Source organism: Borrelia tillae (assembly GCF_055693965.1).
On the sequence record NZ_JBTGSB010000005.1, the window covers coordinates 1 to 24881 of the forward strand.

The 24881-nt window shown below is 31.1% G+C and carries 28 protein-coding genes and 9 pseudogenes; 34 read left to right on the top strand and 3 right to left on the bottom strand.

The features are described from left to right. The coding region (locus ACWUD1_RS05550; protein ID WP_472757157.1) for a variable large family protein at window positions 1-653 on the bottom strand (653 nt) is incomplete at its 3' end. A gap of 173 nt (window positions 654-826) precedes the next feature. Here ACWUD1_RS05550 and ACWUD1_RS05555 point away from each other — a divergent pair. From ACWUD1_RS05555 to ACWUD1_RS05715, 33 genes and pseudogenes are all read left to right on the top strand, one after another. Further along, window positions 827-1471, top strand: coding sequence for a ParA family protein (locus ACWUD1_RS05555; protein WP_472757158.1), 645 nt, complete (start codon window positions 827-829; stop codon window positions 1469-1471). Window positions 1472-1597: 126 nt separating this feature from the next. Beyond that, window positions 1598-2173, top strand: a complete 576-nt coding sequence (locus ACWUD1_RS05560) for a chromosome replication/partitioning protein (RefSeq protein WP_472757159.1) — start codon at window positions 1598-1600, stop codon at window positions 2171-2173. Between the two features lie 207 nt (window positions 2174-2380). Further along, window positions 2381-3137, top strand: a pseudogene (locus ACWUD1_RS05565) (ParA family protein). Next, window positions 3130-3270: a hypothetical protein gene (locus ACWUD1_RS05570; RefSeq protein WP_472757160.1), complete on the top strand. Its 141-nt coding sequence runs from the start codon at window positions 3130-3132 to the stop codon at window positions 3268-3270. The pseudogene ACWUD1_RS05565 and the gene ACWUD1_RS05570 overlap by 8 nt, the downstream one beginning before the upstream one ends. 52 nt (window positions 3271-3322) lie before the next feature. Then, window positions 3323-3517, top strand: coding sequence for a plasmid partition family protein (locus ACWUD1_RS05575; protein WP_472757177.1), 195 nt, complete (start codon window positions 3323-3325; stop codon window positions 3515-3517). A gap of 256 nt (window positions 3518-3773) precedes the next feature. Then, window positions 3774-4691, top strand: a pseudogene (locus ACWUD1_RS05580) (variable large family protein); the annotation flags it as partial. A 264-nt stretch (window positions 4692-4955) separates the two neighbouring features. Then, window positions 4956-5183, top strand: coding sequence for a chromosome replication/partitioning protein (locus ACWUD1_RS05585; protein ID WP_472757178.1), 228 nt, complete (start codon window positions 4956-4958; stop codon window positions 5181-5183). A gap of 207 nt (window positions 5184-5390) precedes the next feature. Further along, window positions 5391-6200 carry a variable large family protein gene (locus tag ACWUD1_RS05590; protein WP_472757161.1) on the top strand — a complete coding sequence of 270 codons (810 nt, stop codon included), beginning with the start codon at window positions 5391-5393 and terminating at the stop codon, window positions 6198-6200. 116 nt (window positions 6201-6316) lie between these two features. Then, window positions 6317-6433 carry a plasmid partition family protein gene (locus ACWUD1_RS05595; RefSeq protein WP_472757162.1) on the top strand — a complete coding sequence of 39 codons (117 nt, stop codon included), beginning with the start codon at window positions 6317-6319 and terminating at the stop codon, window positions 6431-6433. A 179-nt stretch (window positions 6434-6612) separates the two neighbouring features. Then, window positions 6613-6759, top strand: coding sequence for a hypothetical protein (locus tag ACWUD1_RS05600; RefSeq protein ID WP_472757163.1), 147 nt, complete (start codon window positions 6613-6615; stop codon window positions 6757-6759). Between the two features lie 196 nt (window positions 6760-6955). Further along, window positions 6956-7843, top strand: a pseudogene (locus ACWUD1_RS05605) (variable large family protein); the annotation flags it as partial. Between the two features lie 194 nt (window positions 7844-8037). Continuing rightward, a pseudogene (locus ACWUD1_RS05610) lies at window positions 8038-8204 on the top strand (chromosome replication/partitioning protein); the annotation flags it as partial. A gap of 342 nt (window positions 8205-8546) precedes the next feature. Further along, window positions 8547-9446, top strand: a complete 900-nt coding sequence (locus tag ACWUD1_RS05615; protein ID WP_472757164.1) for a variable large family protein — start codon at window positions 8547-8549, stop codon at window positions 9444-9446. A gap of 195 nt (window positions 9447-9641) precedes the next feature. Beyond that, a pseudogene (locus ACWUD1_RS05620) lies at window positions 9642-9808 on the top strand (chromosome replication/partitioning protein); the annotation flags it as partial. Between the two features lie 345 nt (window positions 9809-10153). After that, window positions 10154-11053, top strand: a complete 900-nt coding sequence (locus ACWUD1_RS05625; RefSeq protein WP_472757164.1) for a variable large family protein — start codon at window positions 10154-10156, stop codon at window positions 11051-11053. 195 nt (window positions 11054-11248) lie between these two features. Next, window positions 11249-11415: pseudogene (locus ACWUD1_RS05630) on the top strand (chromosome replication/partitioning protein); the annotation flags it as partial. 345 nt (window positions 11416-11760) lie between these two features. Then, window positions 11761-12648, top strand: a pseudogene (locus ACWUD1_RS05635) (variable large family protein); the annotation flags it as partial. Between the two features lie 271 nt (window positions 12649-12919). Then, window positions 12920-13048 carry a plasmid partition family protein gene (locus ACWUD1_RS05640; RefSeq protein WP_472757179.1) on the top strand — a complete coding sequence of 43 codons (129 nt, stop codon included), beginning with the start codon at window positions 12920-12922 and terminating at the stop codon, window positions 13046-13048. Between the two features lie 188 nt (window positions 13049-13236). Then, on the top strand, window positions 13237-13341 hold the full coding sequence (locus tag ACWUD1_RS05645) for a hypothetical protein (RefSeq protein WP_472757165.1): 105 nt from the start codon (window positions 13237-13239) through the stop codon (window positions 13339-13341). Between the two features lie 202 nt (window positions 13342-13543). Beyond that, a pseudogene (locus ACWUD1_RS05650) lies at window positions 13544-14353 on the top strand (variable large family protein); the annotation flags it as partial. Between the two features lie 161 nt (window positions 14354-14514). Beyond that, window positions 14515-14754, top strand: coding sequence for a chromosome replication/partitioning protein (locus ACWUD1_RS05655; RefSeq protein ID WP_472757166.1), 240 nt, complete (start codon window positions 14515-14517; stop codon window positions 14752-14754). A gap of 299 nt (window positions 14755-15053) precedes the next feature. Further along, window positions 15054-15644, top strand: coding sequence for a variable large family protein (locus tag ACWUD1_RS05660; RefSeq protein WP_472757167.1), 591 nt, complete (start codon window positions 15054-15056; stop codon window positions 15642-15644). Window positions 15645-15667: 23 nt separating this feature from the next. Beyond that, window positions 15668-15895, top strand: coding sequence for a variable large family protein (locus ACWUD1_RS05665; RefSeq protein ID WP_472757168.1), 228 nt, complete (start codon window positions 15668-15670; stop codon window positions 15893-15895). Window positions 15896-16211: 316 nt separating this feature from the next. Next, a complete protein-coding gene (locus ACWUD1_RS05670; protein WP_472757180.1) occupies window positions 16212-16310 on the top strand; it encodes a hypothetical protein in 99 nt (32 codons plus the stop codon). A 165-nt stretch (window positions 16311-16475) separates the two neighbouring features. Continuing rightward, entirely contained in the window at window positions 16476-16559 is an 84-nt protein-coding gene (locus ACWUD1_RS05675) for a hypothetical protein (protein ID WP_472757181.1), read from the top strand. Window positions 16560-16766: 207 nt separating this feature from the next. Then, a complete protein-coding gene (locus tag ACWUD1_RS05680; RefSeq protein WP_472757169.1) occupies window positions 16767-17687 on the top strand; it encodes a variable large family protein in 921 nt (306 codons plus the stop codon). 264 nt (window positions 17688-17951) lie between these two features. Beyond that, window positions 17952-18050: a plasmid partition family protein gene (locus ACWUD1_RS05685; protein ID WP_472757182.1), complete on the top strand. Its 99-nt coding sequence runs from the start codon at window positions 17952-17954 to the stop codon at window positions 18048-18050. 368 nt (window positions 18051-18418) lie between these two features. Continuing rightward, a pseudogene (locus tag ACWUD1_RS05690) lies at window positions 18419-19288 on the top strand (variable large family protein). 318 nt (window positions 19289-19606) lie between these two features. Further along, a complete protein-coding gene (locus ACWUD1_RS05695) occupies window positions 19607-20314 on the top strand; it encodes a plasmid maintenance protein (RefSeq protein WP_472757183.1) in 708 nt (235 codons plus the stop codon). Continuing rightward, window positions 20205-20804: a DUF226 domain-containing protein gene (locus tag ACWUD1_RS05700; protein WP_472757170.1), complete on the top strand. Its 600-nt coding sequence runs from the start codon at window positions 20205-20207 to the stop codon at window positions 20802-20804. The genes ACWUD1_RS05695 and ACWUD1_RS05700 overlap by 110 nt, the downstream gene beginning before the upstream one ends. Beyond that, window positions 20780-20968, top strand: coding sequence for a nucleotide-binding protein (locus ACWUD1_RS05705; RefSeq protein ID WP_472757171.1), 189 nt, complete (start codon window positions 20780-20782; stop codon window positions 20966-20968). Before ACWUD1_RS05700 ends, ACWUD1_RS05705 begins: the two co-directional genes overlap by 25 nt. Window positions 20969-21673: 705 nt before the next feature. Then, complete coding sequence (locus ACWUD1_RS05710; protein ID WP_472757172.1) at window positions 21674-21964, top strand: hypothetical protein; 291 nt, start codon at window positions 21674-21676, stop codon at window positions 21962-21964. A 432-nt stretch (window positions 21965-22396) separates the two neighbouring features. Further along, window positions 22397-23017 carry an isochorismatase family protein gene (locus ACWUD1_RS05715; RefSeq protein WP_472757173.1) on the top strand — a complete coding sequence of 207 codons (621 nt, stop codon included), beginning with the start codon at window positions 22397-22399 and terminating at the stop codon, window positions 23015-23017. Between the two features lie 549 nt (window positions 23018-23566). Here the strand turns inward: ACWUD1_RS05715 and ACWUD1_RS05720 are convergent. After that, window positions 23567-23698 (bottom strand): hypothetical protein, encoded by a 132-nt coding sequence (locus ACWUD1_RS05720; protein WP_472757174.1) that lies wholly within the window; start codon window positions 23696-23698, stop codon window positions 23567-23569. Window positions 23699-23759: 61 nt separating this feature from the next. On the opposite strand from ACWUD1_RS05720, the gene ACWUD1_RS05725 reads away from it, so the two are divergent. Then, complete coding sequence (locus ACWUD1_RS05725) at window positions 23760-23900, top strand: hypothetical protein (RefSeq protein WP_472757175.1); 141 nt, start codon at window positions 23760-23762, stop codon at window positions 23898-23900. A gap of 597 nt (window positions 23901-24497) precedes the next feature. On the opposite strand, the gene ACWUD1_RS05730 is transcribed toward ACWUD1_RS05725, so the two are convergent. Beyond that, window positions 24498-24725 (bottom strand): hypothetical protein, encoded by a 228-nt coding sequence (locus tag ACWUD1_RS05730; protein WP_472757176.1) that lies wholly within the window; start codon window positions 24723-24725, stop codon window positions 24498-24500. Window positions 24726-24881: the final 156 nt, after the last annotated feature.

Below are 24881 nucleotides of genomic sequence, written 5' to 3' on the forward strand. Positions count from 1 at the left end.
TTGGCATTGTTACCAGTTCCAAATATTTTTCCTGCTTCTCCATCTCCAGCTGCAGCAGTTCTTGCTGTACTACCATCTTTTGCTTGCTTGTTATCACCTGCTTCAGCATTTCCTTCTTTTAGGGCTATTGCTCCTACTATTTCTTTTAAACCTTTGATTAAATTCTCAACACCTATCCCTGCTTTTCCTTCTTTATCATTATGAGTACCAACATTTGCTATCAGGTCACTTGCATCACTTCCTATTGCATCACCTGCACTTTTTGCTCCACTAATTAGCTTGTCTAATGTGTCTGTAACTAGTGTTTTTACTGCTGTCTCTACAGCTTGAGCATTAGGATTTGATACCTCTTTCATATCCTTTACTATCTGTAGTAGCTGATCTTTTGTTTTTGTTATTGATTCTTCAATACCTTTGAAAAACTTTGCTACATCTGACTTCTTTGCATCTGCCTTACTACTAAACCCAAATGCTCCTGATACCATCTCTCCAAATGATGTAAATACCTCCATAAATCCAGTACCCAAGCTCACCAAAGACTTCATAAATTTGTCTTTTGTGTCATTTGTCTCTGCTTCTGCTGCTGTCTGGCCACAGCTCATAATTAACATTAGCAATAAAATTACTTGTAATATATTTACTGCTTTTTTCATATATTATTGCCTCCTTTTAACTCTGAATTTAAATATAACACATATTTAACATATTACAAATTTTCTGGTAATACTTCCAAAAGTATCTTTTGTTTTTGTCTTAAAAAAGATACAATAAAATAAACATAAGTGTTTTTCACAAAATTATTATCACAAGGAGACTTTATTACTAAATGGATAAAAAAAAACCAAAGATAATAACAATTGCATCAATTAAAGGTGGTGTTGGGAAAAGTACTTCATCCATCCTCTTCTCTACAATCATTGCTAAAAGTTCGAACATCTTACTGATTGATCTGGATGCTCAAGCAAGCATTACAAGTTATTTTAATGACCACCTTGAAAAAATGCACGTTAATTTAAAAAACACAAATATATATGAAATCTTATTAAAAAATTTGGAGATAAAAGAAGGAATATTACACATAAATAAAAATTTTGATTTTATTCCCAGTTATTTGAACTTGCATTTTTTTAACAACGACAATCTACCATTTAAGGAAACTAGATTAAAAAACGCTCTCTATTTTGTCAAAAATAATTATGATTATATAATTATTGACACTAACCCAAGTTTAGATTTCACATTAATCAACGCCCTAGTTGTCTCTGACTTCGTTATATCCCCAATTCCCGCTGAAAAATGGGCTGTAGAAAGTTTAGACGCACTTAACTTTAAAATTAACCAACTAGATTTAAAACTACCCATATATATATTAAACACAAGATTTAAAAATAATAATTCTAATAAATTTTATCTAAATATCCTAAAACAAAATCCTAACTTCATCGGCTCCATAAGAGAAAGAGAAATTTAAATAAGAAAATTGCTCAAAACATTATCTTTAATATAAACAAAGAAGACTATACATCAGATTATAAAAAAGCATTAAAGAATTTGCTTATTGCTGCACATACTGCAAAAAAAGGTCAGGATCATTTATATGAATAATAATAAATTCAAATTAAGTAAAAGGATTGTTGACAATGATAATAATTCTATTAAAACAAATAATAACAACTTAAATATACAAATTTATGAAAAATTAAAGACAAAACTTAGAATAAACTTACAAGAAGATATTTATAATAAAATAGAAGCAATGAAAATTTTAAAAGAAATTAATGACAAAAAATTATTTAAACTAGACGGATATAAAAATTTTAGTGCTTTTATCAAAGATTATAATCTTGCCAGAACACAGGTATACACTTACTTAGCTATCGCAGAAGGACTTAAAAATAATTTAATCAATGAAAAATACATAATAGAACAAGGTATAATGCACTCATACTCCTTACTAAAAACTAAAAAGATTCATCCAAAAAAGAATATTCATTTCAAGCAAAAGACAAACAACCTACTCAAACTACCACTTAAAAATCAAAGCGCATTGAATTTTTACAAAACAAATATTCAATTTACCTGCTTCCTTATGGAATGGATTTTCACAAAAGATAAACAATATATGGAAAAAACTAAAAAAGATTTCGATAACTACATGAAAAAATTAAAATAAATCGCCTTCAAGTCCCATAACCCAAACGTCTTTTAAGAGTTTTAAGAAATATAATAAACAACCTTTGTTTTTATACATCTACACCATCAACCAAAAGTATCTTTTGTTTTTGTCTTAAAAAAGATACAATAAAATAAACATAAGTGTTTTTCACAAAATTATTATCACAAGGAGACTTTATTACTAAATGGATAAAAAAAACCAAAGATAATAACAATTGCATCAATTAAAGGTGGTGTTGGGAAAAGTACTTCATCCATCCTCTTCTCTACAATCATTGCTAAAAGTTCGAACATCTTACTGATGATCTGGATGCTCAAGCAAGCATTACAAGTTATTTTAATGACCACCTTGAAAAAATGCACGTTAATTTAAAAAACACAAATATATATGAAATCTTATTAAAAAATTTGGAGATAAAAGAAGGAATATTACACATAAATAAAAATTTTGATTTTATTCCCAGTTATTTGAACTTGCATTTTTTTAACAACGACAATCTACCATTTAAGGAAACTAGATTAAAAAACGCTCTCTATTTTGTCAAAAATAATTATGATTATATAATTATTGACACTAACCCAAGTTTAGATTTCACATTAATCAACGCCCTAGTTGTCTCTGACTTCGTTATATCCCCAATTCCCGCTGAAAAATGGGCTGTAGAAAGTTTAGACGCACTTAACTTTAAAATTAACCAACTAGATTTAAAACTACCCATATATATATTAAACACAAGATTTAAAAATAATAATTCTAATAAATTTTATCTAAATATCCTAAAACAAAATCCTAACTTCATCGGCTCCATAAGAGAAAGAGAAATTTAAATAAGAAAATTGCTCAAAACATTATCTTTAATATAAACAAAGAAGACTATACATCAGATTATAAAAAAGCATTAAAGAATTTGCTTATTGCTGCACATACTGCAAAAAAAGGTCAGGATCATTTATATGAATAATAATAAATTCAAATTAAGTAAAAGGATTGTTGACAATGATAATAATTCTATTAAAACAAATAATAACAACTTAAATATACAAATTTATGAAAAATTAAAGACAAAACTTAGAATAAACTTACAATTAGAATAAACTTACAAGAAGATATTTATAATAAAATAGAAGCAATGAAAATTTTAAAAAAATTAATGACAAAAAATTATTTAAACTAAACGGATATAAAAACTTTAGTGCATTTATCAAAGATTATAAGCTTGCCAGAACACAAGTATACACTTACTTAGCTATCTCAGAAGGACTTAAAATAATTTCATCAATGAAAAGAAAAATACATGATAGAACAAAGTATAATGCACTCATACTCCTTACTAAAAACTAAAAAAGATTTCGACAACTACATGAAAAAATTAAAATAAATCGCCTTCAAATCCCATAACCCAAACGTCTTTTAAGAGTTTTAAGAAAAAAAATAAACAACCCTTGTTTTTATACATCTACACCGCCAACTAATGTTAAAACTTTTTTCAATATTAAATTAAAATCGATTTTTAAATCCATAATAGCTGGTAATTATATTATATGTTTTTGCTTTAAATAAAGTTGTTCCAAGCGCAAAGACAACAATGGAGGTATTTACATCATTTGGAGAGATGGTATCAGGAGCATTTGGGTTTAGTAGTAAGGCAGATGCAAAGAAGTCAGATGTAGCAGCGTTTTTCAAAGGTATTGAAGAATCAATAACTGAGACAAAGACTAAGCTACTACAGATAGTAACTGATATGAAAGAGTCATCAAATCCTAATGCTCAAGCTGTAGAGACAGCAGTAAACACACTAGTCAAAGACACATTAGACAAGATTGTTAGTGGAGCAAAGACAGCAGGTGAAGGTACTGGGGGTGATGAAGCTCTAGCAAATGTTGCTACAGCTGGTGCTGCAGCTGCAGGAGCAGCAGGGGAAATTGACAAGTTAGTTGAAGGCTTAAAAGAAATTGTTGACATAGTTCTAAAGAATCAAGGAAAAGCAGATGCTGGAGATGCCAAGAAAGCAGAAGATGGTAGTACAGACAGAGTTGCTGGTGATGGAGCAGGCAAAATGTTTGCAAACGACAATGCCGGTGCTGCTGCAGCAGCAAAGAAAGCTGGTGCAGATGCAGCAAAAGCAGTAGGAGCAGTAACAGGAGCAGATATCTTAAAGGCAATGATAGCAGATAATAAAGCAAAAACTCTAGCTAAGACTACTGATCAAGCTAATGCTGCTGTTGCAGCAATAGCAGGTGCCAAGGACGCAGAAGTAGCAGGCGCCATAGCATTAAGAGCAATGAGTAAGGGAGGAAAATTTGCAGGTCCAAGTGCAGCTACTGCTGAATATAACACAGCGGTAAGTAATGCAGTAATAAGTGCAGTAACAAAGGCATTAAATACGCTAACGCTCTCAATAAGGCAAACAGTAGACAGTAGCCTAGTAAAGGTAAAGGATGCAATGAAACTTACAGCAGAAACACCAATACCTACACCATCAACAGACAAAACAACTCCTGCTGCTAGCAACTAAATCAAAGAATCAAAGGTCGGAAAAAATTGACAAACTAATGAAAGCACTAAAACAAATAATAAGCACAATCCAAAATAAAGCAGTACAGAAAGCTCTATTAAAACTAATTCAACATTGGTCTCATCTCTACTAGTAATAGATCAATATTTAAACATTAAAGAATTTGTTCGCTTGTGAACAAATTTTAATCAGAAAGACAAAACTTAGAATAAACTTACAAGAAGATATTTATAATAAAATAGAAGCAATGAAAATTTTAAAAAAATTAATGACAAAAAATTATTTAAACTAAACGGATATAAAAATTTTAATGCATTTATCAAAGATTATAAGCTTGCCAGAACACAAATATACACTTACTTAGCTATCTCAGAAGGACTTAAAAATAATTTAATCAATGAAAAATACATAATAGAACAAGGTATAATGCACTCATACTCCTTACTAAAAACTAAAAATGATTTCGACAACTATATGAAAAAATTAAAATAAATCGCCTTCAAGTCCCATAACCCAAACGTCTTTTAAGAGTTTTAAGAAATATAATAAACAACCTTTGTTTTTATACATCTACACCGCCAACTAATGTTAAAACTTTTTTCAATATTAAATTAAAATCGATTTTTAAATCCATAATAGCTGGTAATTATATTATATGTTTTTGCTTTAAATAAAGTTGTTCCAAGCGCAAAGACAACAATGGAGGTATTTACATCATTTGGAGAGATGGTATCAGGAGCATTTGGGTTTAGTAGTAAGGCAGAATCAGCAAAGAAGTCAGATGTAGCAGCGTTTTTCAAAGGTATTGAAGATTCAATAACAAAAACAAAAGATCAGCTACTAAAGATAGTAAAGGATATGAAAGAGGTATCAAATCCTAATGCTCAAGCTGTAGAGACAGCAGTAACTAAGCTTACAACAGAAACATTAGACAAGATTGTTAGTGGAGCAAAGACAGCAGGTGAAGGTACTGGGGGTGATGAAGCTCTAGCAAATGTTGGTACTCATAATGATAAAGAAGGAAAAGCAGGGATAGGTGTTGAGAATTTAATCAAAGGTTTAAAAGAAATAGTAGGAGCAATAGCCCTAAAAGAAGGAAATGCAGAAGCAGGTGATGACAAGCAAGGAACAGATAATCTTACAGCAAGAAATGCTGCAGCTCAAGATGGAGCAGGAAAAATATTTGCAAATGACAATGCCGGTGCTGCTGCTAATGCAAAGAAAGCTGGTGTTGATGCAGCAAAGGCAGTAGGAGCAGTAACAGGAGCAGATATCCTAAAGGCTATGATAGCAGATGCAGCAAAAGCATTAGAACCAGCTGGTGGTAATGCAGGAGGAACAGCACCAAAAGATGCAACAATAGCAGGCGCCATAGCATTAAGAGCAATGAGTAAGAACGGTAAATTTGCAGGTCCAAGTGCTGAAGCTGCTGAGTATAACAAGACAGTAAGTAATGCAGTACAGAAAGCTCTATTAAAACTAATTAAACATTGGTCTCATCTCTACTAGTAATAGATCAATATTTAAACATTAAAGAATTTGTTCGCTTGTGAACAAATTCTTTAATCAGAAAGACAAAACTTAGAATAAACTTACAAGAAGATATTTATAATAAAATAGAAGCAATGAAAATTTTAAAAGAAATTAATGACAAAAAATTATTTAAACTAGACGGATATAAAAACTTTAGTGCATTTATCAAAGATTATAAGCTTGCCAGAACACAAGTATACACTTACTGAGCTATCGCAGAAGGACTTAAAAATAGATTTAATCAATGAAAAGAAAAATACATAACAGAACAAGGTATAATGCACTCATACTCCTTACTAAAAACTAAAAAGATTCATCCAAAAAGAATATTCATTTCAAGCAAAAGACAAACAACCTACTCAAACTACCACTTAAAAATCAAAGCGCATTGAATTTTTACAAAACAAATATTCAATTTACCTGCTTCCTTATGGAATGGATTTTCACAAAAGATAAACAATATATGGAAAAAACTAAAAAAGATTTCGACAACTACATTGAAAAAATTAAAATAAATCGCCTTCAAGTCCCATAACCCAAACGTCTTTTAAGAGTTTTAAGAAATATACACAACCCTTGTTTTTATAAATCCACACCGCCAACTAATGTTAAAACTTTTTTCAATATTAAATTAAAATCGATTTTTAAATCCATAATAGCTGGTAATTATATTATATGTTTTTGCTTTAAATAAAGTTGTTCCAAGCGCAAAGACAACAATGGAGGTATTTACATCATTTGGAGAGATGGTATCAGGAGCATTTGGGTTTAGTAGTAAGGCAGAATCAGCAAAGAAGTCAGATGTAGCAGCGTTTTTCAAAGGTATTGAAGATTCAATAACAAAAACAAAAGATCAGCTACTAAAGATAGTAAAGGATATGAAAGAGTCATCAAATCCTAATGCTGAAGCTGTAGAGACAGCAGTAACTAAGCTTACAACAGACACATTAGACAAGATTGTTAAAGGAGCAAAAACAGCAGGGGAAGCAATAGGAAGTGATGCAAGTGAGGCTCTAGCAAATGGTGTTGATGGTACTGCAGGAGGAGCAGCAGGGGAAGTTGGCAAGTTGGTTGAAGGCTTAAAAGAAATAGTAGAAGTAGTTCTAAAGGGACAAGGAAAAGCAGATGCTGGTGACTCTAATAAGGCATCAGATGGTACAGCAAGAACTGCTGCAGCTGGAGGGGGGGCAGGAAAAATATTTGCTACTGATGCAGCTGTTGCTAATGCAAATGCCAAAACAACAGGAACAGATGCAGCAAAAGCAGTAGGAGCAGTAACAGGAGCAGATATCCTGCAGGCAATGGTTAAGAATGGTTCTCAATCTGCTACTAAAGCAGCAGAAGCAAATGCCAAAGACGCAACAATCGCAGGAGCAATAGCCCTAAGAGCAATGGCAAAGGGAGGTAAATTTGCAGGTCCTGATCAAGCTACCCCTGATTATACAGCAACAGTAAAAAATGCAGTAATAAGTGCAGTAACAAAAGCATTAAATACATTAACTCTCTCAATAAGGCAAACAGTAGACAGTAGCCTAGTAAAGGTAAAGGATGCAATGAAACTTACAGCAGAAACACCAATACCTACACCATCAACAGAGGCAACTACTGCTACCAAATAAATCAAAGAATCAAAGGTCGGAAAAAACTGACAAACTAATGAAAGCACTAAAACAAATAATAAGCACAATCCAAAATAAAGCAGTACAGAAAGCTCTATTAAAACTAATTAAACATTGGTCTCATCTCTACTAGTAATAATCAATATTTAAACATTAAAGAATTTGTTCGCTTGTGAACAAATTCTTTAATCAGAAAGACAAAACTTAGAATAAACTTACAAGAAGATATTTATAATAAAATAGAAGCAATGAAAATTTTAAAAAAATTAATGACAAAAAATTATTTAAACTAGACGGATATAAAAACTTTAGTGCTTTTATCAAAGATTATAAGCTTGCCAGAACACAAGTATACACTTACTGAGCTATCGCAGAAGGACTTAAAAATAGATTTAATCAATGAAAAGAAAAATACATAACAGAACAAGGTATAATGCACTCATACTCCTTACTAAAAACTAAAAAAGATTTCGATAACTACATGAAAAAATTAAAATAAATCGCCTTCAAGTCCCATAACCCAAACGTCTTTTAAGAGTTTTAAGAAATATACACAACCCTTGTTTTTATAAATCCACACCGCCAACTAATGTTAAAACTTTTTTCAATATTAAATTAAAATCGATTTTTAAATCCATAATAGCTGGTAATTATATTATATGTTTTTGCTTTAAATAAAGTTGTTCCAAGCGCAAAGACAACAATGGAGGTATTTACATCATTTGGAGAGATGGTATCAGGAGCATTTGGGTTTAGTAGTAAGGCAGAATCAGCAAAGAAGTCAGATGTAGCAGCGTTTTTCAAAGGTATTGAAGATTCAATAACAAAAACAAAAGATCAGCTACTAAAGATAGTAAAGGATATGAAAGAGTCATCAAATCCTAATGCTGAAGCTGTAGAGACAGCAGTAACTAAGCTTACAACAGACACATTAGACAAGATTGTTAAAGGAGCAAAAACAGCAGGGGAAGCAATAGGAAGTGATGCAAGTGAGGCTCTAGCAAATGGTGTTGATGGTACTGCAGGAGGAGCAGCAGGGGAAGTTGGCAAGTTGGTTGAAGGCTTAAAAGAAATAGTAGAAGTAGTTCTAAAGGGACAAGGAAAAGCAGATGCTGGTGACTCTAATAAGGCATCAGATGGTACAGCAAGAACTGCTGCAGCTGGAGGGGGGGCAGGAAAAATATTTGCTACTGATGCAGCTGTTGCTAATGCAAATGCCAAAACAACAGGAACAGATGCAGCAAAAGCAGTAGGAGCAGTAACAGGAGCAGATATCCTGCAGGCAATGGTTAAGAATGGTTCTCAATCTGCTACTAAAGCAGCAGAAGCAAATGCCAAAGACGCAACAATCGCAGGAGCAATAGCCCTAAGAGCAATGGCAAAGGGAGGTAAATTTGCAGGTCCTGATCAAGCTACCCCTGATTATACAGCAACAGTAAAAAATGCAGTAATAAGTGCAGTAACAAAAGCATTAAATACATTAACTCTCTCAATAAGGCAAACAGTAGACAGTAGCCTAGTAAAGGTAAAGGATGCAATGAAACTTACAGCAGAAACACCAATACCTACACCATCAACAGAGGCAACTACTGCTACCAAATAAATCAAAGAATCAAAGGTCGGAAAAAACTGACAAACTAATGAAAGCACTAAAACAAATAATAAGCACAATCCAAAATAAAGCAGTACAGAAAGCTCTATTAAAACTAATTAAACATTGGTCTCATCTCTACTAGTAATAAATCAATATTTAAACATTAAAGAATTTGTTCGCTTGTGAACAAATTCTTTAATCAGAAAGACAAAACTTAGAATAAACTTACAAGAAGATATTTATAATAAAATAGAAGCAATGAAAATTTTAAAAAAATTAATGACAAAAAATTATTTAAACTAGACGGATATAAAAACTTTAGTGCTTTTATCAAAGATTATAAGCTTGCCAGAACACAAGTATACACTTACTGAGCTATCGCAGAAGGACTTAAAAATAGATTTAATCAATGAAAAGAAAAATACATAACAGAACAAGGTATAATGCACTCATACTCCTTACTAAAAACTAAAAAAGATTTCGATAACTACATGAAAAAATTAAAATAAATCGCCTTCAAGTCCCATAACCCAAACGTCTTTTAAGAGTTTTAAGAAATATAATAAACAACCCTTGTTTTTATAAATCCACACCGCCAACTAATGTTAAAACTTTTTTCAATATTAAATTAAAATCGATTTTTAAATCCATAATAGCTGGTAATTATATTATATGTTTTTGCTTTAAATAAAGTTGTTCCAAGCGCAAAGACAACAATGGAGGTATTTACATCATTTGGAGAGATGGTATCAGGAGCATTTGGGTTTAGTAGTAAGGCAGAATCAGCAAAGAAGTCAGATGTAGCAGCGTTTTTCAAAGGTATTGAAGATTCAATAACAAAAACAAAAGATCAGCTACTAAAGATAGTAAAGGATATGAAAGAGTCATCAAATCCTAATGCTGAAGCTGTAGAGACAGCAGTAACTAAGCTTACAACAGACACATTAGACAAGATTGTTAAAGGAGCAAAAACAGCAGGGGAAGCAATAGGAAGTGATGCAAGTGAGGCTCTAGCAAATGGTGTTGATGGTACTGCAGGAGGAGCAGCAGGGGAAGTTGGCAAGTTGGTTGAAGGCTTAAAAGAAATAGTAGAAGTAGTTCTAAAGGGACAAGGAAAAGCAGATGCTGGTGACTCTAATAAGGCATCAGATGGTACAGCAAGAACTGCTGCAGCTGGAGGGGGGGCAGGAAAAATATTTGCTACTGATGCAGCTGTTGCTAATGCAAATGCCAAAACAACAGGAACAGATGCAGCAAAAGCAGTAGGAGCAGTAACAGGAGCAGATATCCTGCAGGCAATGGTTAAGAATGGTTCTCAATCTGCTACTAAAGCAGCAGAAGCAAATGCCAAAGACGCAACAATCGCAGGAGCAATAGCCCTAAGAGCAATGGCAAAGGGAGGTAAATTTGCAGGTCCTGATCAAGCTACCCCTGATTATACAGCAACAGTAAAAAATGCAGTAATAAGTGCAGTAACAAAAGCATTAAATACATTAACTCTCTCAATAAGGCAAACAGTAGACAGTAGCCTAGTAAAGGTAAAGGATGCAATGAAACTTACAGCAGAAACACCAATACCTACACCATCAACAGAGGCAACTACTGCTACCAAATAAATCAAAGAATCAAAGGTCGGAAAAAACTGACAAACTAATGAAAGCACTAAAACAAATAATAAGCACAATCCAAAATAAAGCAGTACAGAAAGCTCTATTAAAACTAATTAAACATTGGTCTCATCTCTACTAGTAATAGATCAATATTTAAACATTAAAGAATTTGTTCGCTTGTGAACAAATTCTTTAATCAGAAAGACAAAACTTAGAATAAACTTACAAGAAGATATTTATAATAAAATAGAAGCAATGAAAATTTTAAAAAAATTAATGACAAAAAATTATTTAAACTAGACGGATATAAAAACTTTAGTGCTTTTATCAAAGATTATAAGCTTGCCAGAACACAAGTATACACTTACTGAGCTATCGCAGAAGGACTTAAAAATAGATTTAATCAATGAAAAGAAAAATACATAACAGAACAAGGTATAATGCACTCATACTCCTTACTAAAAACTAAAAAAGATTTCGATAACTACATGAAAAAATTAAAATAAATCGCCTTCAAGTCCCATAACCCAAACGTCTTTTAAGAGTTTTAAGAAATATAATAAACAACCCTTGTTTTTATAAATCTACACCGCCAACTAATGTTAAAACTTTTTTCAATATTAAATTAAAATCGATTTTTAAATCCATAATAGCTGGTAATTATATTATATGTTTTTGCTTTAAATAAAGTTGTTCCAAGCGTAAAGACAACAATGGAGGTATTTACATCATTTGGAGAGATGGTATCAGGAGCATTTGGGTTTAGTAGTAAGGCAGATGTAAAGAAGTCAGATGTAGCAAAGTTTTTCAAAGGTATTGAAGATTCAATAACAAAAACAAAAGATCAGCTACTAAAGATAGTAAAGGATATGAAAGAGTCATCAAATCCTAATGCTCAAGCTAGTAGACACACTAGTCAAAGAAACATTAGACAAGCTAATTAAAGGAGCAAAAAGTGCAGGTGAAGGTACCGGGGGTGATGAAGCTTTAGCAAATGGTGTTGCTGAACAGAATGCAGTAGGAGCAGCAGGGGAAATTGACAAGTTGGTTGAAGGCTTAAAAGAAATAGTAGAAGCAATAGCCCTAAAAGAAGGAAAAGCAGATGCTGGAGATGCTAATAAGGCATCAGATGGTAAGACAGCAAGAACTGCAGCTGGAGCTGGAGAAGCAGGAAAAATATTTGATGCAGCCAATGCCGGTGATGCTGATAATGCAAAGAAAGCTGGTGCAGATGCAGCAAAGGCAGTAGGAGCAGTAACAGGAGCAGATATCCTAAAGGCAATGATTAAAGAAGGTGGAGACGCAGCTAAACTAGCTAAAAATAATGATGGTAAAGCAGCAGCACCAAAAGACGCAACAATCGCAGGCGCAATAGCATTAAGAGCAATGAGTAAGGGAGGAAAATTTGCAGGTCCAAGTGCAGCTGCTGATGAGCATAACACAACACAGTAATAAGTACAGTAACAAAGGCATTAAATACGCTAACGCTGTCAATAAGGCAAACAGTAGACAGTAGCCTAGTAAAGGTAAAGGATGCAATGAAAACTTACAGCAGACACTGCAATACCTACACCATCAACAGAGGCAACTACTGCTGCTAGCAACTAAATCAAAGAATCAAAGGTCGGAAAAAACTGACAAACTAATGAAAGCACTAAAACAAATAATAAGCACAATCCAAAATAAAGCAGTACAGAAAGCTCTATTAAAACTAATTCAACATTGGTCTCATCTCTACTAGTAATAAATCAATATTTAAACATTAAAGAATTTGTTCGCTTGTGAACAAATTTTAATCAGAAAGACAAAACTTAGAATAAACTTACAAGAAGATATTTATAATAAAATAGAAGCAATGAAAATTTTAAAAAAATTAATGACAAAAAATTATTTAAACTAGACGGATATAAAAACTTTAGTGCTTTTATCAAAGATTATAAGCTTGCCAGAACACAAGTATACACTTACTTAGCTATCTCAGAAGGACTTAAAATAATTTAATCAATGAAAAGAAAAATACATAACAGAACAAGGTATAATGCACTCATACTCCTTACTAAAAACTAAAAAGATTCATCCAAAAAGAATATTCATTTCAAGCAAAAGACAAACAACCTACTCAAACTACCACTTAAAATCAAAGCGCATTGAATTTTTACAAAACAAATATTCAATTTACCTGCTTCCTTATGGAATGGATTTTCACAAAAGATAAACAATATATGGAAAAAACTAAAAAAGATTTCGACAACTACATTGAAAAAATTAAAACAAATCGCCTTCAAGTCCCATAACCCAAACGTCTTTTAAGAGTTTTAAGAAAAATACACAACCCTTGTTTTTATAAATCTACACCGCCAACTAATGTTAAAACTTTTTTCAATATTAAATTAAAATCGATTTTTAAATCCATAATAGCTGGTAATTATATTATATGTTTTTGCTTTAAATAAAGTTATTCCAAGAGCAAAGACAACAATGGGGGTATTTACATCATTTGGAGAGATGGTATCAGGAGCATTTGGGTTTAGTAGTAAGGCAGAATCAGCAAAGAAGTCAGATGTAGCAAAGTTTTTCAAAGGTATTGAATCTTCAATAACTGACACAAAGACTAAGCTACTACAGATAGTAACTGATATGAAAGAGGTATCAAATCCTAATGCTCAAGCTGTAGAGACAGCAGTAAACACACTAGCTACAGAAACATTAGACAAGATTGTTAATGGAGCAAAGACAGCAGGTGAGGCAATAGGAAGTGATGCAAATGATCTTATAGCAAATGTTGCTGATACTAATGCAGGAGGAAAAGCAGGGGAAGTTGAGGCTTTAATCAAAGGTTTAAAAGAAATAGTAGGAGCAATAGCCCTAAAAGAAGGAAATGCTGAAGCTGGAGATGCTAAGAAAGCAGAAGATGGTAGTACAGACAGAACTGCTGCTCAAGCAGGAGATGGAGAAGCAGGCAAAATATTTACAAATGCAGCTATTGCTGATGCTAATGCAAAGAAATCAGCAGCAGATGCAGCAAAAGCAGTAGGAGCAGTAACAGGAGCAGATATCTTGAAGGCAATGATAGCAGATAAAGCACAAGCTCTAGCTAAGACTGCAGATGCTAATGCTAATCCTGATTATAAAACAGCAGTAAGTAATGCAGTAATAAGTGCAGTAACAAAGGCATTAAATACATTAACGCTGTCAATAAGGCAAACAGTAGACAGTAGCCTAGTCAAGGTAAAGGAAGCAATGAACCTTACAGCAGACACCTCAATACCTACACCATCAACAGAGGCAACGGCTGCTACCAAATAAATCAAAGAATCAAAGGTCGGAAAAAACTGACAAACTAATGAAAGCACTAAAACAAATAATAATCACAATCCAAAATAAAGCAGTACAGAAAGCTCTATTAAACGAATTAAACATTGATCTCATCTCTACTAGTAATAATCAATATTTAAACATTAAAGAATTTGTTCGCTTGTGAACAAATTTTAATCAGAAAGACAAAACTTAGAATAAACTTACAAGAAGATGTTTATAATAAAATAGAAGCAATGAAAATTTTAAAAGAAATTAATGACAAAAAATTATTTAAACTAAACGGATATAAAAATTTTAATGCATTTATCAAAGATTATAAGCTTGCCAGAACACAAGTATACACTTACTTAGCTATCGCAGAAGGACTTAAAAATAGATTTAATCAATGAAAAGAAAAATACATAATAGAACAAGGTATAATGCACTCATACTCCTTACTAAAAATTAAAAAAGATTTCGACAACTATATGAAAAATTAAAATAAATCGCCTTCAAATTCCATAATCCAAACGTCTTTTAAGAGTTTTAAGAAATATACACAACCCTTGTTTTTATAAATCCACACCGCCAACTAATGTTAAAACTTTTTTCAAAATTAAATTAAAATCGATTTTTAAATCCATAATAGCTGGTAATTATATTATATGTTTTTGCTTTAAATAAAGTTGTTCCAAGCGCAAAGACAACAATGGAGGTATTTACATCATTTGGAGAGATGGTATCAGGAGCATTTGGGTTTAGTAGTAAGGCAGAATCAGCAAAGAAGTCAGATGTAGCAGCGTTTTTCAAAGGTATTGAAGAATCAATAACTGAGACAAAGACTAAGCTACTACAGATAGTAAAGGATATGAAAGAGTCATCAAATCCTAATGCTGAAGCTGTAGAGAAAGCAGTAAACACACTAGCTACAGAAACATTAGACAAGCTAATTAGTGGAGCAAAGACAGCAGGTGAAGGTACTGGGGGTGATGAAGCTCTAGCAAATGGTGCTGAATCTAATAATGCAGTAGGAGCAGCGGGGGAAGTTGGAAAGTTAGCTGAAGGTTTAAAAGAAATTGTTGACATAGTTCTAAAGGGACAAGGAAATGCAGAAGCAGGTACTGACAAGAAGGCAGAGACTCTTGCAGCAGCAAGAGGTGAAGCAGATGCAGCAAAGGCAGTAGAAGCAGTAACAGGAGCAGATATCTTGAAGGCTATGATAGCAGATAATAAAGCAGCTAAACTAGCTAAAAACAATACTGCTAATAATGCTGTTGCAGAACCAAAGATGCAGAAATAGCAGGCGCTATAGCATTAAGAGCAATGGCAAAGGAAGGTAAATTTGCAGGTCCAAGTGCAGCTGCTGAGTATAACAAGACAGTAAGTAATGCAGTAATAAGTGCAGTAACAAAGGCATTAAATACGCTAACGCTCTCAATAAGGCAAACAGTAGACAGTAGCCTAGTAACAGTAAAGAAGGCAATGAAACTTACAGCAGAAACACCAATACCTACACCATCAACAGACAAAACAACTACTGCTACCAAATAAATCAAAGAATCAAAGGTCGGAAAAAACTGACAAACTAATGAAAGCACTAAAACAAATAATAAGCACAATCCAAAATAAAGCAGTACAGAAAGCTCTATTAAAACTAATTAAACATTGGTCTCATCTCTACTAGTAATAATCAATATTTAAACATTAAAGAATTTGTTCGCTTGTGAACAAATTTTAATCAGAAAGACAAAACTTAGAATAAACTTACAAGAAGATATTTATAATAAAATAGAAGCAATGAAAATTTTAAAAAATTAATGACAAAAAATTATTTAAACTAGACGGATATAAAAACTTTAGTGCTTTTATCAAAGATTATAAGCTTGCCAGAACACAAGTATACACTTACTTAGCTATCGCAGAAGGACTTAAAAATAATTTAATCAATGAAAAGAAAAATACATAATAGAACAAGGTATAATGCACTCATACTCCTTACTAAAAACTAAAAAGATTCATCCAAAAAGAATATTCATTTCAAGCAAAAGACAAACAACCTACTCAAACTACCACTTAAAATCAAAGCGCATTGAATTTTTACAAAACAAATATTCAATTTACCTGCTTCCTTATGGAATGGATTTTCACAAAAGATAAACAATATATGGAAAAAACTAAAAAAGATTTCGACAACTACATGAAAAAATTAAAATAAATCGCCTTCAAGTCCCATAACCCAAACGTCTTTTAAGAGTTTTAAGAAATATAATAAACAACCCTTGTTTTTATAAATCTACACCGCCAACTAATGTTAAAACTTTTTTCAATATTAAATTAAAATCGATTTTTAAATCCATAATAGCTGGTAATTATATTATATGTTTTTGCTTTAAATAAAGTTATTCCAAGAGCAAAGACAACAATGGGGGTATTTACATCATTTGGAGAGATGGTATCAGGAGCATTTGGGTTTAGTAGTAAGGCAGAATCAGCAAAGAAGTCAGATGTAGCAAAGTTTTTCAAAGGTATTGAAGAATCAATAACTGAGACAAAGACTAAGCTACTAAAGATAGTAGAGGATATGAAAGAGTCATCAAATCCTAATGCTGAAGCTGTAGAGACAGCAGTAAAAACACTAGTCAAAGAAACATTAGACAAGATTGTTAGTGGAGCAAAAACAGCAGGTGACGCAATAGGTGATGCAAGTGAAGATCTAGCAAATGTTGCTGGTGCAGCTGCAGGAGGAACAGCAGGGGACGTTGACAGTTTAATCAAGGGTTTAAAAGAGATTGTTGACATAGTTCTAAAGAATCAAGGAAACCCCCAAGCAGGTGATGACAAGCAAGAAACAGATAATCTTACAGCAAGAGCTGCTAATGCAGGAGCAGGTGTAATATTTGCTACTGATGACACTGGTGCTAATAATGCAAAGAAAGCTGGTGTTGATGCAGCAAAGGCAGTAGGAGCAGTAACAGGAGCAGATATCTTGAAGGCTATGATAGCAGATAATAAAGCAGCTAAACTAGCTAAAAACAATACTGCTAATAATGCTGTTGCAGAAATAGCAGGTGCCAAAGATGCAGAAGTAGCAGGAGCAATAGCCCTACGAGCAATGGCAAAGGGGGGAAAATTTGCAGGTCCAAATGGTGCTGCTGATAATGATTATAAAACAACAGTAAGTAATGCAGTAATAAGTGCAGTAACAAAGGCATTAAATACATTAACGCTATCAATAAGGCAAACAGTAGACACTAGCCTAGTAAAGGTAAAGGATGCAATGAACCTTACAGCAGAAACACCAATACCTACACCCTCAACAGAGGCAACGGCTGCTACCAAATAAATCAAAGAATCAAAGGTCGGAAAAAACTGACAAACTAATGAAAGCACTAAAACAAATAATAAGCACAATCCAAAATAAAGCAGTACAGAAAGCTCTATTAAAACTAATTCAACATTGGTCTCATCTCTACTAGTAATAGATCAATATTTAAACATTAAAGAATTTGTTCGCTTGTGAACAAATTTGAATCAGAAAGACAAAACTTAGAATAAACTTACAAGAAGATATTTATAATAAAATAGAAGCAATGAAAATTTTAAAAAAATTAATGACAAAAAATTATTCAAACTAGACGGATATAAAAACTTTAGTGCTTTTATCAAAGATTATAAGCTTGCCAGAACACAAGTATACACTTACTGAGCTATCGCAGAAGGACTTAAAAATAATTTAATCAATGAAAAGAAAAATACATAACAGAACAAGGTATAATGCACTCATACTCCTTACTAAAAACTAAAAAAGATTTCGATAACTACATGAAAAAATTAAAATAAATCGCCTTCAAGTCTCATAACCCAAACGTCTTTTAAGAGTTTTAAGAAATATAATAAACAACCCTTGTTTTTATAAATCTACACCGCCAACTAATGTTAAAACTTTTTTCAATATTAAATTAAAATCGATTTTTAAATCCATAATAGCTGGTAATTATATTATATGTTTTTGCTTTAAATAAAGTTGTTCCAAGCGTAAAGACAACAATGGAGGTATTTACATCATTTGGAGAGATGGTATCAGGAGCATTTGGGTTTAGTAGTAAGGCAGATGTAAAGAAGTCAGATGTAGCAAAGTTTTTCAAAGGTATTGAAGATTCAATAACAAAAACAAAAGATCAGCTACTAAAGATAGTAAAGGATATGAAAGAGTCATCAAATCCTAATGCTCAAGCTAGTAGACACACTAGTCAAAGAAACATTAGACAAGCTAATTAAAGGAGCAAAAAGTGCAGGTGAAGGTACCGGGGGTGATGAAGCTTTAGCAAATGGTGTTGCTGAACAGAATGCAGTAGGAGCAGCAGGGGAAATTGACAAGTTGGTTGAAGGCTTAAAAGAAATAGTAGAAGCAATAGCCTTAAAAGAAGGAAATGCAGATGCTGGAGATGCTAAGAAGGCAGCTGATGCTGGTAATACAGACAGAACTGCTGCAGCTGGAGATGGGGCAGGAAAAATGTTTGCTACTGATGCAGGTATTAATGCTGATGAAGCAAAGACAGCATCAGATGCAGCAAAGGCAGTAGGAGCAGTAACAGGAGCAGATATCCTAAAGGCAATGATTAAAGAAGGTGGAGACGCAGCTAAACTAGCTAAAATAATGATGGTAATGCAGCAGCAGCACCTAAAGATGCAACAATCGCAGGAGCAATAGCATTAAGAGCAATGGCAAAGGAAGGTAAATTTGCAGGCATTGCTAACAAGGCTGAGTATACACAAGCAGTAAAGGGAACAATCGTAAGTGCAGTAACAAAGGCATTAAATACATTAACGCTATCAATAAGACAAACAGTAGACACTAGCCTAGTAACAGTAAAGAAGGCAATGAAACTTACAGATACAACTCTTCCTACTACATCAAACAATCCTGTCATTCTACCGGAATAAAGAGTCTGGGAATACAATTATTAACGAGAAAATCCAATAGGCAATATTTTTGTTAAAATACAAGGGGAAAACACTGACAAATCAAATGTACACATACACTTATTTTTAAAGAAATATACTTTTCCACTTATAATTTGATAGTCAGACAATAATGTTACCATTGACAAAAAACACTTTTTCATATATCTTATGCTTATAGCTTTTTTTGAAGGAGTAAATCAATTGAAAACCTTACAAAAATTTCACAATAAAAACCCAAAGCAATCATATAACAAACATCAACATAAATTGGTCGTTTTAGTATCAACACTTAATTATATGAATTTAAACTTAAAAAAATATAATCAAAGTAATATACTTTATTACTTTAATAACAACTTAGAAAGAAATGGTCAAAAAATTATAAAAATTAAAACACTGCAAAGTTACTTATACAAATTAGAAAAAGAACTACAAGTTACTATTAATTACTATAAGCATCTAGGAAAAAATTATGGGACAGAGATTTACTATCATCTTAAATACCCTAAAGACAAATGCTATCATAAAATTAATTTGTACTTTAAGAAAAAAAGAGAAAAAAAATTTAATAAGAGAGTACATAAATATCTATGTTCAAAAAATAGCAATGCAAAGAAATGGGAGTGTATAAATAATATAAATAATATAAATAATATAAATAATATAAATAATATAAATAATATAAATAATATAAATAAAAAGAAAACCGAACAAAAAAATAAAGAAATAAATATAAAAAACAATATATTTAGTATCCTATTAGAACAATTAAGACAAAGAGCAGAAATGGAAATCCTAATACCAACACTAAAAAATTACTTAAAAAACACAAATAATTTAAATTACAAAAAAATAATTAACAATCAATATTACTATGAAATTTTAGAGATATTAAATGAAGAAAAACAAGGAATCAAAGATGCAAAACTTAAAAAAGCGCCTACAACAAAAAGCAAAATCGCTAAAACTGGAAATATCTCAAACGAAAAGCAAAAATATATTTGATAAAATAGAAAAAGCAAAAGGGAAAAAAACATACCACACAAAACTATTCAATGATTTCTACACCTTTGGTATCAACAGAAAACAGAAAAATAAATTTCTGATTGCACTCAAAAAATATTCAGGACCCAACAAAGAAAAAAAAATATACATATTTCATTTGTTCAACATAAAAGAAAATGACAATTTCCTAGGAATTCATTATTCTATAAGAAAACTGCAAAAACCTCTAATGATCAAAAACATAGAAAAGAAAGAAACCTACACCATACGATGGTGTACTTGCTTAGAATTTAAATTCATAACAGGTACTGTTGTATGCTATCTTACAAATTTCTATTCTTTGCTCAAAAAAGATAAAGTAGAAACTGAATATTACAAAACACTACTGGCTGTTGTTTTAAATTTAGAAGAGCAAGTATATGAGTTTTATAAAAAGAAATTACCAAAAGGAGGAATGATTACTAAATGGATAGAAAAAAACCAAAGATAATAACAATTGCATCAATTAAAAGTGGTATTGGGAAAAGTACTTCATCCATCCTCTTCTCTACAATCATTGCTAAAAGTTCGAACATCTTATTGATTGATCTGGATGCTCAAGCAAGCATTACAAGTTATTTTAATGACCACCTTGAAAAAACGCACGTTAATTAAAAAACACAAATATATATGAAATCTTATTAAAAAATTTGGAGATAAAAGAAGGAATATTACACATAAATAAAAATTATTTTTCTCATATTAAAAAAAACATTTGAAAATCAAAGAAATTGTTGTATAGTTTATTTAGGGTTTGATACGTTTATGTATCACTCTTTCAGAAAAAGAAATTATAAAACCAACCAAAGGTTTTATTAGAAACTTTAGATTAAAATTCCTAATAAAGCCTTTGGTCTCTTTGTTTATATGTTTTTTCTGAAAAAACATAAGTTTTTATTGAGTTATTTCTAGTTATAGATCTAAACTCAAATAGTAATATTTTCATGGATTTTATTAAAAATGAATTTTTTTTATAATAAAATTGATTTTTAATAAACAACTTTCCCAATGGAGAGGAGGGAAAGTTAATAGTGTACCAAAAGTACATATCACTATTCTTTTGGTACTAATGAGTTAAAAGAAGGTAAATGAAATTCCTCATGGGAATTCATTTATCTTAAATAATACAAAATTTTTTAAAAAAGTTAGTATCACTTGAATTAACCAATCCTGAAAATTGTTAATTATTTTTTTCGTATAACTTCTATTTTAAAATAATAGACCGTTATTTTAAAAATCCAATATTTTCACCTATAAAATTGAGTGTTTGTTTTTGAAGTTTTTATTTGTTCAATTAAGTATAAAATTAATTTTATGAGAATGATAGAAGGACACTCTTTTTACAAAGTTTCTGAGGCACAAGAAGTTCTTAAAAGTAAGTTTGGTTATAAGATTACAAAGAGTCATTTAAGATATAAATTAGAAGTTTTAGAATGTTATATTAGGGTAGGAAATATTATGTTAATTCCTGAAGATTTCTTGAGATATTTGACTCTTAGTTTATTGTCATTCAAAAATAATGAGAAATATAAATTTGAAATCAAAAGAGAAGTTAGAGAAAAGATGCCTAAATATAAAAAATTAATAGAAAAAGTTGTAACAAGAGAATAAATTTAATTAGTGAGTGAAGTTTTTGCACTTCAGTTATAAATTTTTAATTTGGATTGACAAAAAGTTTAGGATATGATTTAATATAGGTTCAGACTTTTATTTCAAATGAGGGGGGGGGGACATTATAAAAAAGAGATTTCCTTACAGAAGGAATGATTTTTATAAAAATAAGTTTTAATAATCACCTTTATGTTGAATAGGTTGGTTTTATAGTCTTTTGATATTAAACCTTATTAAGGTGGTAATGGATTCTTTAGAAGGTGTTATGGGTTGTGCTTATTAAACTGTTTAAGAATAATTAAGCGACAATATTAGTCGCAACTTAATGTAATTCTTCAAGTCACATTCTAATGGTTAAACATTATGGGTGTGGCTTTTTAATTTAAAAGTAAATAGTATTATTGTTGGTTTTTTGATAGGTATTTTGACTTTATGAAAAAAACACTTTTAAATTCAATTTTCAAATATTCAGCATTAATTTTAGTAGATATTCAAAACGATTTTTTAAAATTAGGGTCTCTTCCTGTTCCTCACGGTAATGAAATTATTCCTTTGGTTAATCAACTTCAAATTTGCTTTGAACATATTATTGCTATCAAAGATTGGCATCCTGTAGATCATATAAGCTTTTTTAATAATAAAAATAATCTTAAAGGTTGGACTAAGCATTGTATTCAAAATACATGGGGAGCAGAATTCCCAAAGAATTTAAATATGAAAAAAATAAAGGCTGTTTTTCGAAAAGGCCAAGATAAAAATTATGATAGTTACAGTGGTTTCTATAACGACTTTAGCAAAAAAAAATCTACTGGTCTTCTACATTATCTCCAAATCAATTCCATTAACACAGTGTTTGTAGTAGGATTGGCTCTAGACTTTTGTGTGAAGGAAACGATTATTGATGCCTATCGTTTGGGTTTTCGGTCGTTTTTAATTGTTGATGCGACTAGGAGTATTTTTCCTTTTCCTGAGTTTGTGTTTATGGAATTGGAAGCTTTGGGCATACAAATGTGTTTGACAAGAGATGTTTTGGAGAACTTTAAACTTTCTTAGACGGGTGAAGATAATTATATTATCTTCACCCGTCTAAGAAAGTTTAAATATGAACTACACAAATACAACTAAATCTAGAATTTTTTATGCGTCTCATGATGGGAGTCAAAGATATTTGTATTGTTTATTTATGTTAAGAAAGATAGTGTGTACGTATAAGTCTTTTCCAAATTTTTAGTGGTAAAGTCATTTTTTTAAAAAGGTGTCTTAAAATAAAGATTATTCTCTGATGGTATAAATTCTTTGTTTTTGTTTGGTCCGAATTGATATGCATATAGTCCTGCAATAAATAGTAAAGTTCAAAAAAGTTTAGAAAAAAAGTAATAGATGAGATGAACAAAAAGAAAAACTACAGGAAGATGAGATAAATTCAGATGAATCACAATTAAAGCAACAATCATCTTCAAAATAGACACAAAAGAAAGAATCAATTAAAAAAAATCAAATGAAGAACAATTAACAGATGATCAAAATCCAAAATTAGCGGTGATAATAATACTAAAGCTACTTCACTTTCAAATAAACAAGTAAAATTAGAAAAATCAAAACTCAATCTCCTTCAGAAAATTCAATTTCAACATTATCATCTACACCAGTAGTAGCAGTAGTAGTAGAATCAACACCAAAACTAGAAGAAACACAACAACAATCAAAACCAGGATTAAAAATATCTGTAGACAATCAAAAATCTTTTAAAGAATATAAAATTCAAGATACTCATGATTCAAATTCTAATGGTGCTATGATATATGAAGTTTCATTAGGTATGAAAGAGGGAAATGTTACTAATAAAAATTTTGGTTATAACTTTAATAATAACTGGAAGTTATTTTTGGCAAAATTTGACAGTGGAACTATTTTTGTTATTACAAATAAAGAATAATTATTGGGGGTACTGGTTTTAGAATAGGACATAATCATTATATAAAAGATGGACCACAAGGAATTGGTTTAGATTTAGAACAAAGTCATCTTTCTAAATTTAAAAATGCAGTAACTAATATTTTATTATTCAATAATATTGATTAGATTATTAAAAGATTATTAAAATCGGATTTTTTAAATACAAATGATTTTTATGATAAGAATTCTATAATTTTATTAAAATTATAGAATTCTTCTTCAGTTTCATTGTTGATATCAGAGATATTTTCAACAGAATTAATAACTTCAAACTTAAGAAAAATAATGTTTCATTGTTATTAGTTTTAACTTAATCTTTAATAAGATATAAGGGGGGATTTCTTATTTATGACAACTTTCACAAACTGTTATTACAAACAAGGCAACAAACAAGAAGGGGGGGGGCAGGCGGCAAATGGTTTTTAATGAACTTATTAAAGCAATAATCAATAATAAGGTATGATTACAAATAATTTTTATTGTTTTAAATCTTTTAATTTTTCTTCCACTATTTGTTCTTCAAAATTTTCTTTTTCTATTTGTTCCTCAAATACTTCTTCTTCTAATTCTGCTTCTATTATGCCATGGGATCTTTTTCTATATCCACCTCTCCTCCCCCTGGTATTGGACTTGATGACAATGTAGGTCGTTTTTTAGATTTTTTGTCAGGTAATTTTTTAGATTTCAGTAATATTGATTTTTCCTTTGATTTTTCGTTTTTGTTGTCTAATGTTTTAAGTTCACAAGAGAGAGTTAAAAAGAAAATAAGACAGATATTTAGTACTAACAAATTTGTTTTTTTCATTACTATATTCCTCTTTAATTTATATATAAATTAATATAAAGCATTTAGGAGGATAATTCTAGGAAATGTATTATTAATTTAGTAATAATTTTTAGGTTTATTTTGTTTGTAGTTCATTTAGTTGTAGTTCAGTTTTGTACTATTAACAATTAAATT

Excerpts from the sequence above, each read along its gene's own strand:
- ACWUD1_RS05555 (WP_472757158.1), top strand. The coding sequence starts at position 827 with ATGGATAAAAAAAAACCAAAGATAATAACAATTGCATCAATTAAAGGT.
- ACWUD1_RS05560 (WP_472757159.1), top strand. The coding sequence starts at position 1,598 with ATGAATAATAATAAATTCAAATTAAGTAAAAGGATTGTTGACAATGAT.
- ACWUD1_RS05570 (WP_472757160.1), top strand. The coding sequence starts at position 3,130 with ATGAATAATAATAAATTCAAATTAAGTAAAAGGATTGTTGACAATGAT.
- ACWUD1_RS05590 (WP_472757161.1), top strand. The coding sequence starts at position 5,391 with ATGGAGGTATTTACATCATTTGGAGAGATGGTATCAGGAGCATTTGGG.
- ACWUD1_RS05595 (WP_472757162.1), top strand. The coding sequence starts at position 6,317 with ATGAAAATTTTAAAAGAAATTAATGACAAAAAATTATTTAAACTAGAC.
- ACWUD1_RS05615 (WP_472757164.1), top strand. The coding sequence starts at position 8,547 with ATGGAGGTATTTACATCATTTGGAGAGATGGTATCAGGAGCATTTGGG.
- ACWUD1_RS05625 (WP_472757164.1), top strand. The coding sequence starts at position 10,154 with ATGGAGGTATTTACATCATTTGGAGAGATGGTATCAGGAGCATTTGGG.
- ACWUD1_RS05645 (WP_472757165.1), top strand. The coding sequence starts at position 13,237 with ATGGAATGGATTTTCACAAAAGATAAACAATATATGGAAAAAACTAAA.
- ACWUD1_RS05660 (WP_472757167.1), top strand. The coding sequence starts at position 15,054 with ATGGAGGTATTTACATCATTTGGAGAGATGGTATCAGGAGCATTTGGG.
- ACWUD1_RS05665 (WP_472757168.1), top strand. The coding sequence starts at position 15,668 with ATGGCAAAGGAAGGTAAATTTGCAGGTCCAAGTGCAGCTGCTGAGTAT.
- ACWUD1_RS05675 (WP_472757181.1), top strand. The coding sequence starts at position 16,476 with ATGGAATGGATTTTCACAAAAGATAAACAATATATGGAAAAAACTAAA.
- ACWUD1_RS05680 (WP_472757169.1), top strand. The coding sequence starts at position 16,767 with ATGGGGGTATTTACATCATTTGGAGAGATGGTATCAGGAGCATTTGGG.
- ACWUD1_RS05695 (WP_472757183.1), top strand. The coding sequence starts at position 19,607 with ATGAATTTAAACTTAAAAAAATATAATCAAAGTAATATACTTTATTAC.
- ACWUD1_RS05700 (WP_472757170.1), top strand. The coding sequence starts at position 20,205 with ATGAAGAAAAACAAGGAATCAAAGATGCAAAACTTAAAAAAGCGCCTA.
- ACWUD1_RS05705 (WP_472757171.1), top strand. The coding sequence starts at position 20,780 with ATGGATAGAAAAAAACCAAAGATAATAACAATTGCATCAATTAAAAGT.
- ACWUD1_RS05710 (WP_472757172.1), top strand. The coding sequence starts at position 21,674 with ATGATAGAAGGACACTCTTTTTACAAAGTTTCTGAGGCACAAGAAGTT.
- ACWUD1_RS05715 (WP_472757173.1), top strand. The coding sequence starts at position 22,397 with ATGAAAAAAACACTTTTAAATTCAATTTTCAAATATTCAGCATTAATT.
- ACWUD1_RS05725 (WP_472757175.1), top strand. The coding sequence starts at position 23,760 with ATGATATATGAAGTTTCATTAGGTATGAAAGAGGGAAATGTTACTAAT.
- ACWUD1_RS05730 (WP_472757176.1), bottom strand. The coding sequence starts at position 24,725 with ATGAAAAAAACAAATTTGTTAGTACTAAATATCTGTCTTATTTTCTTT.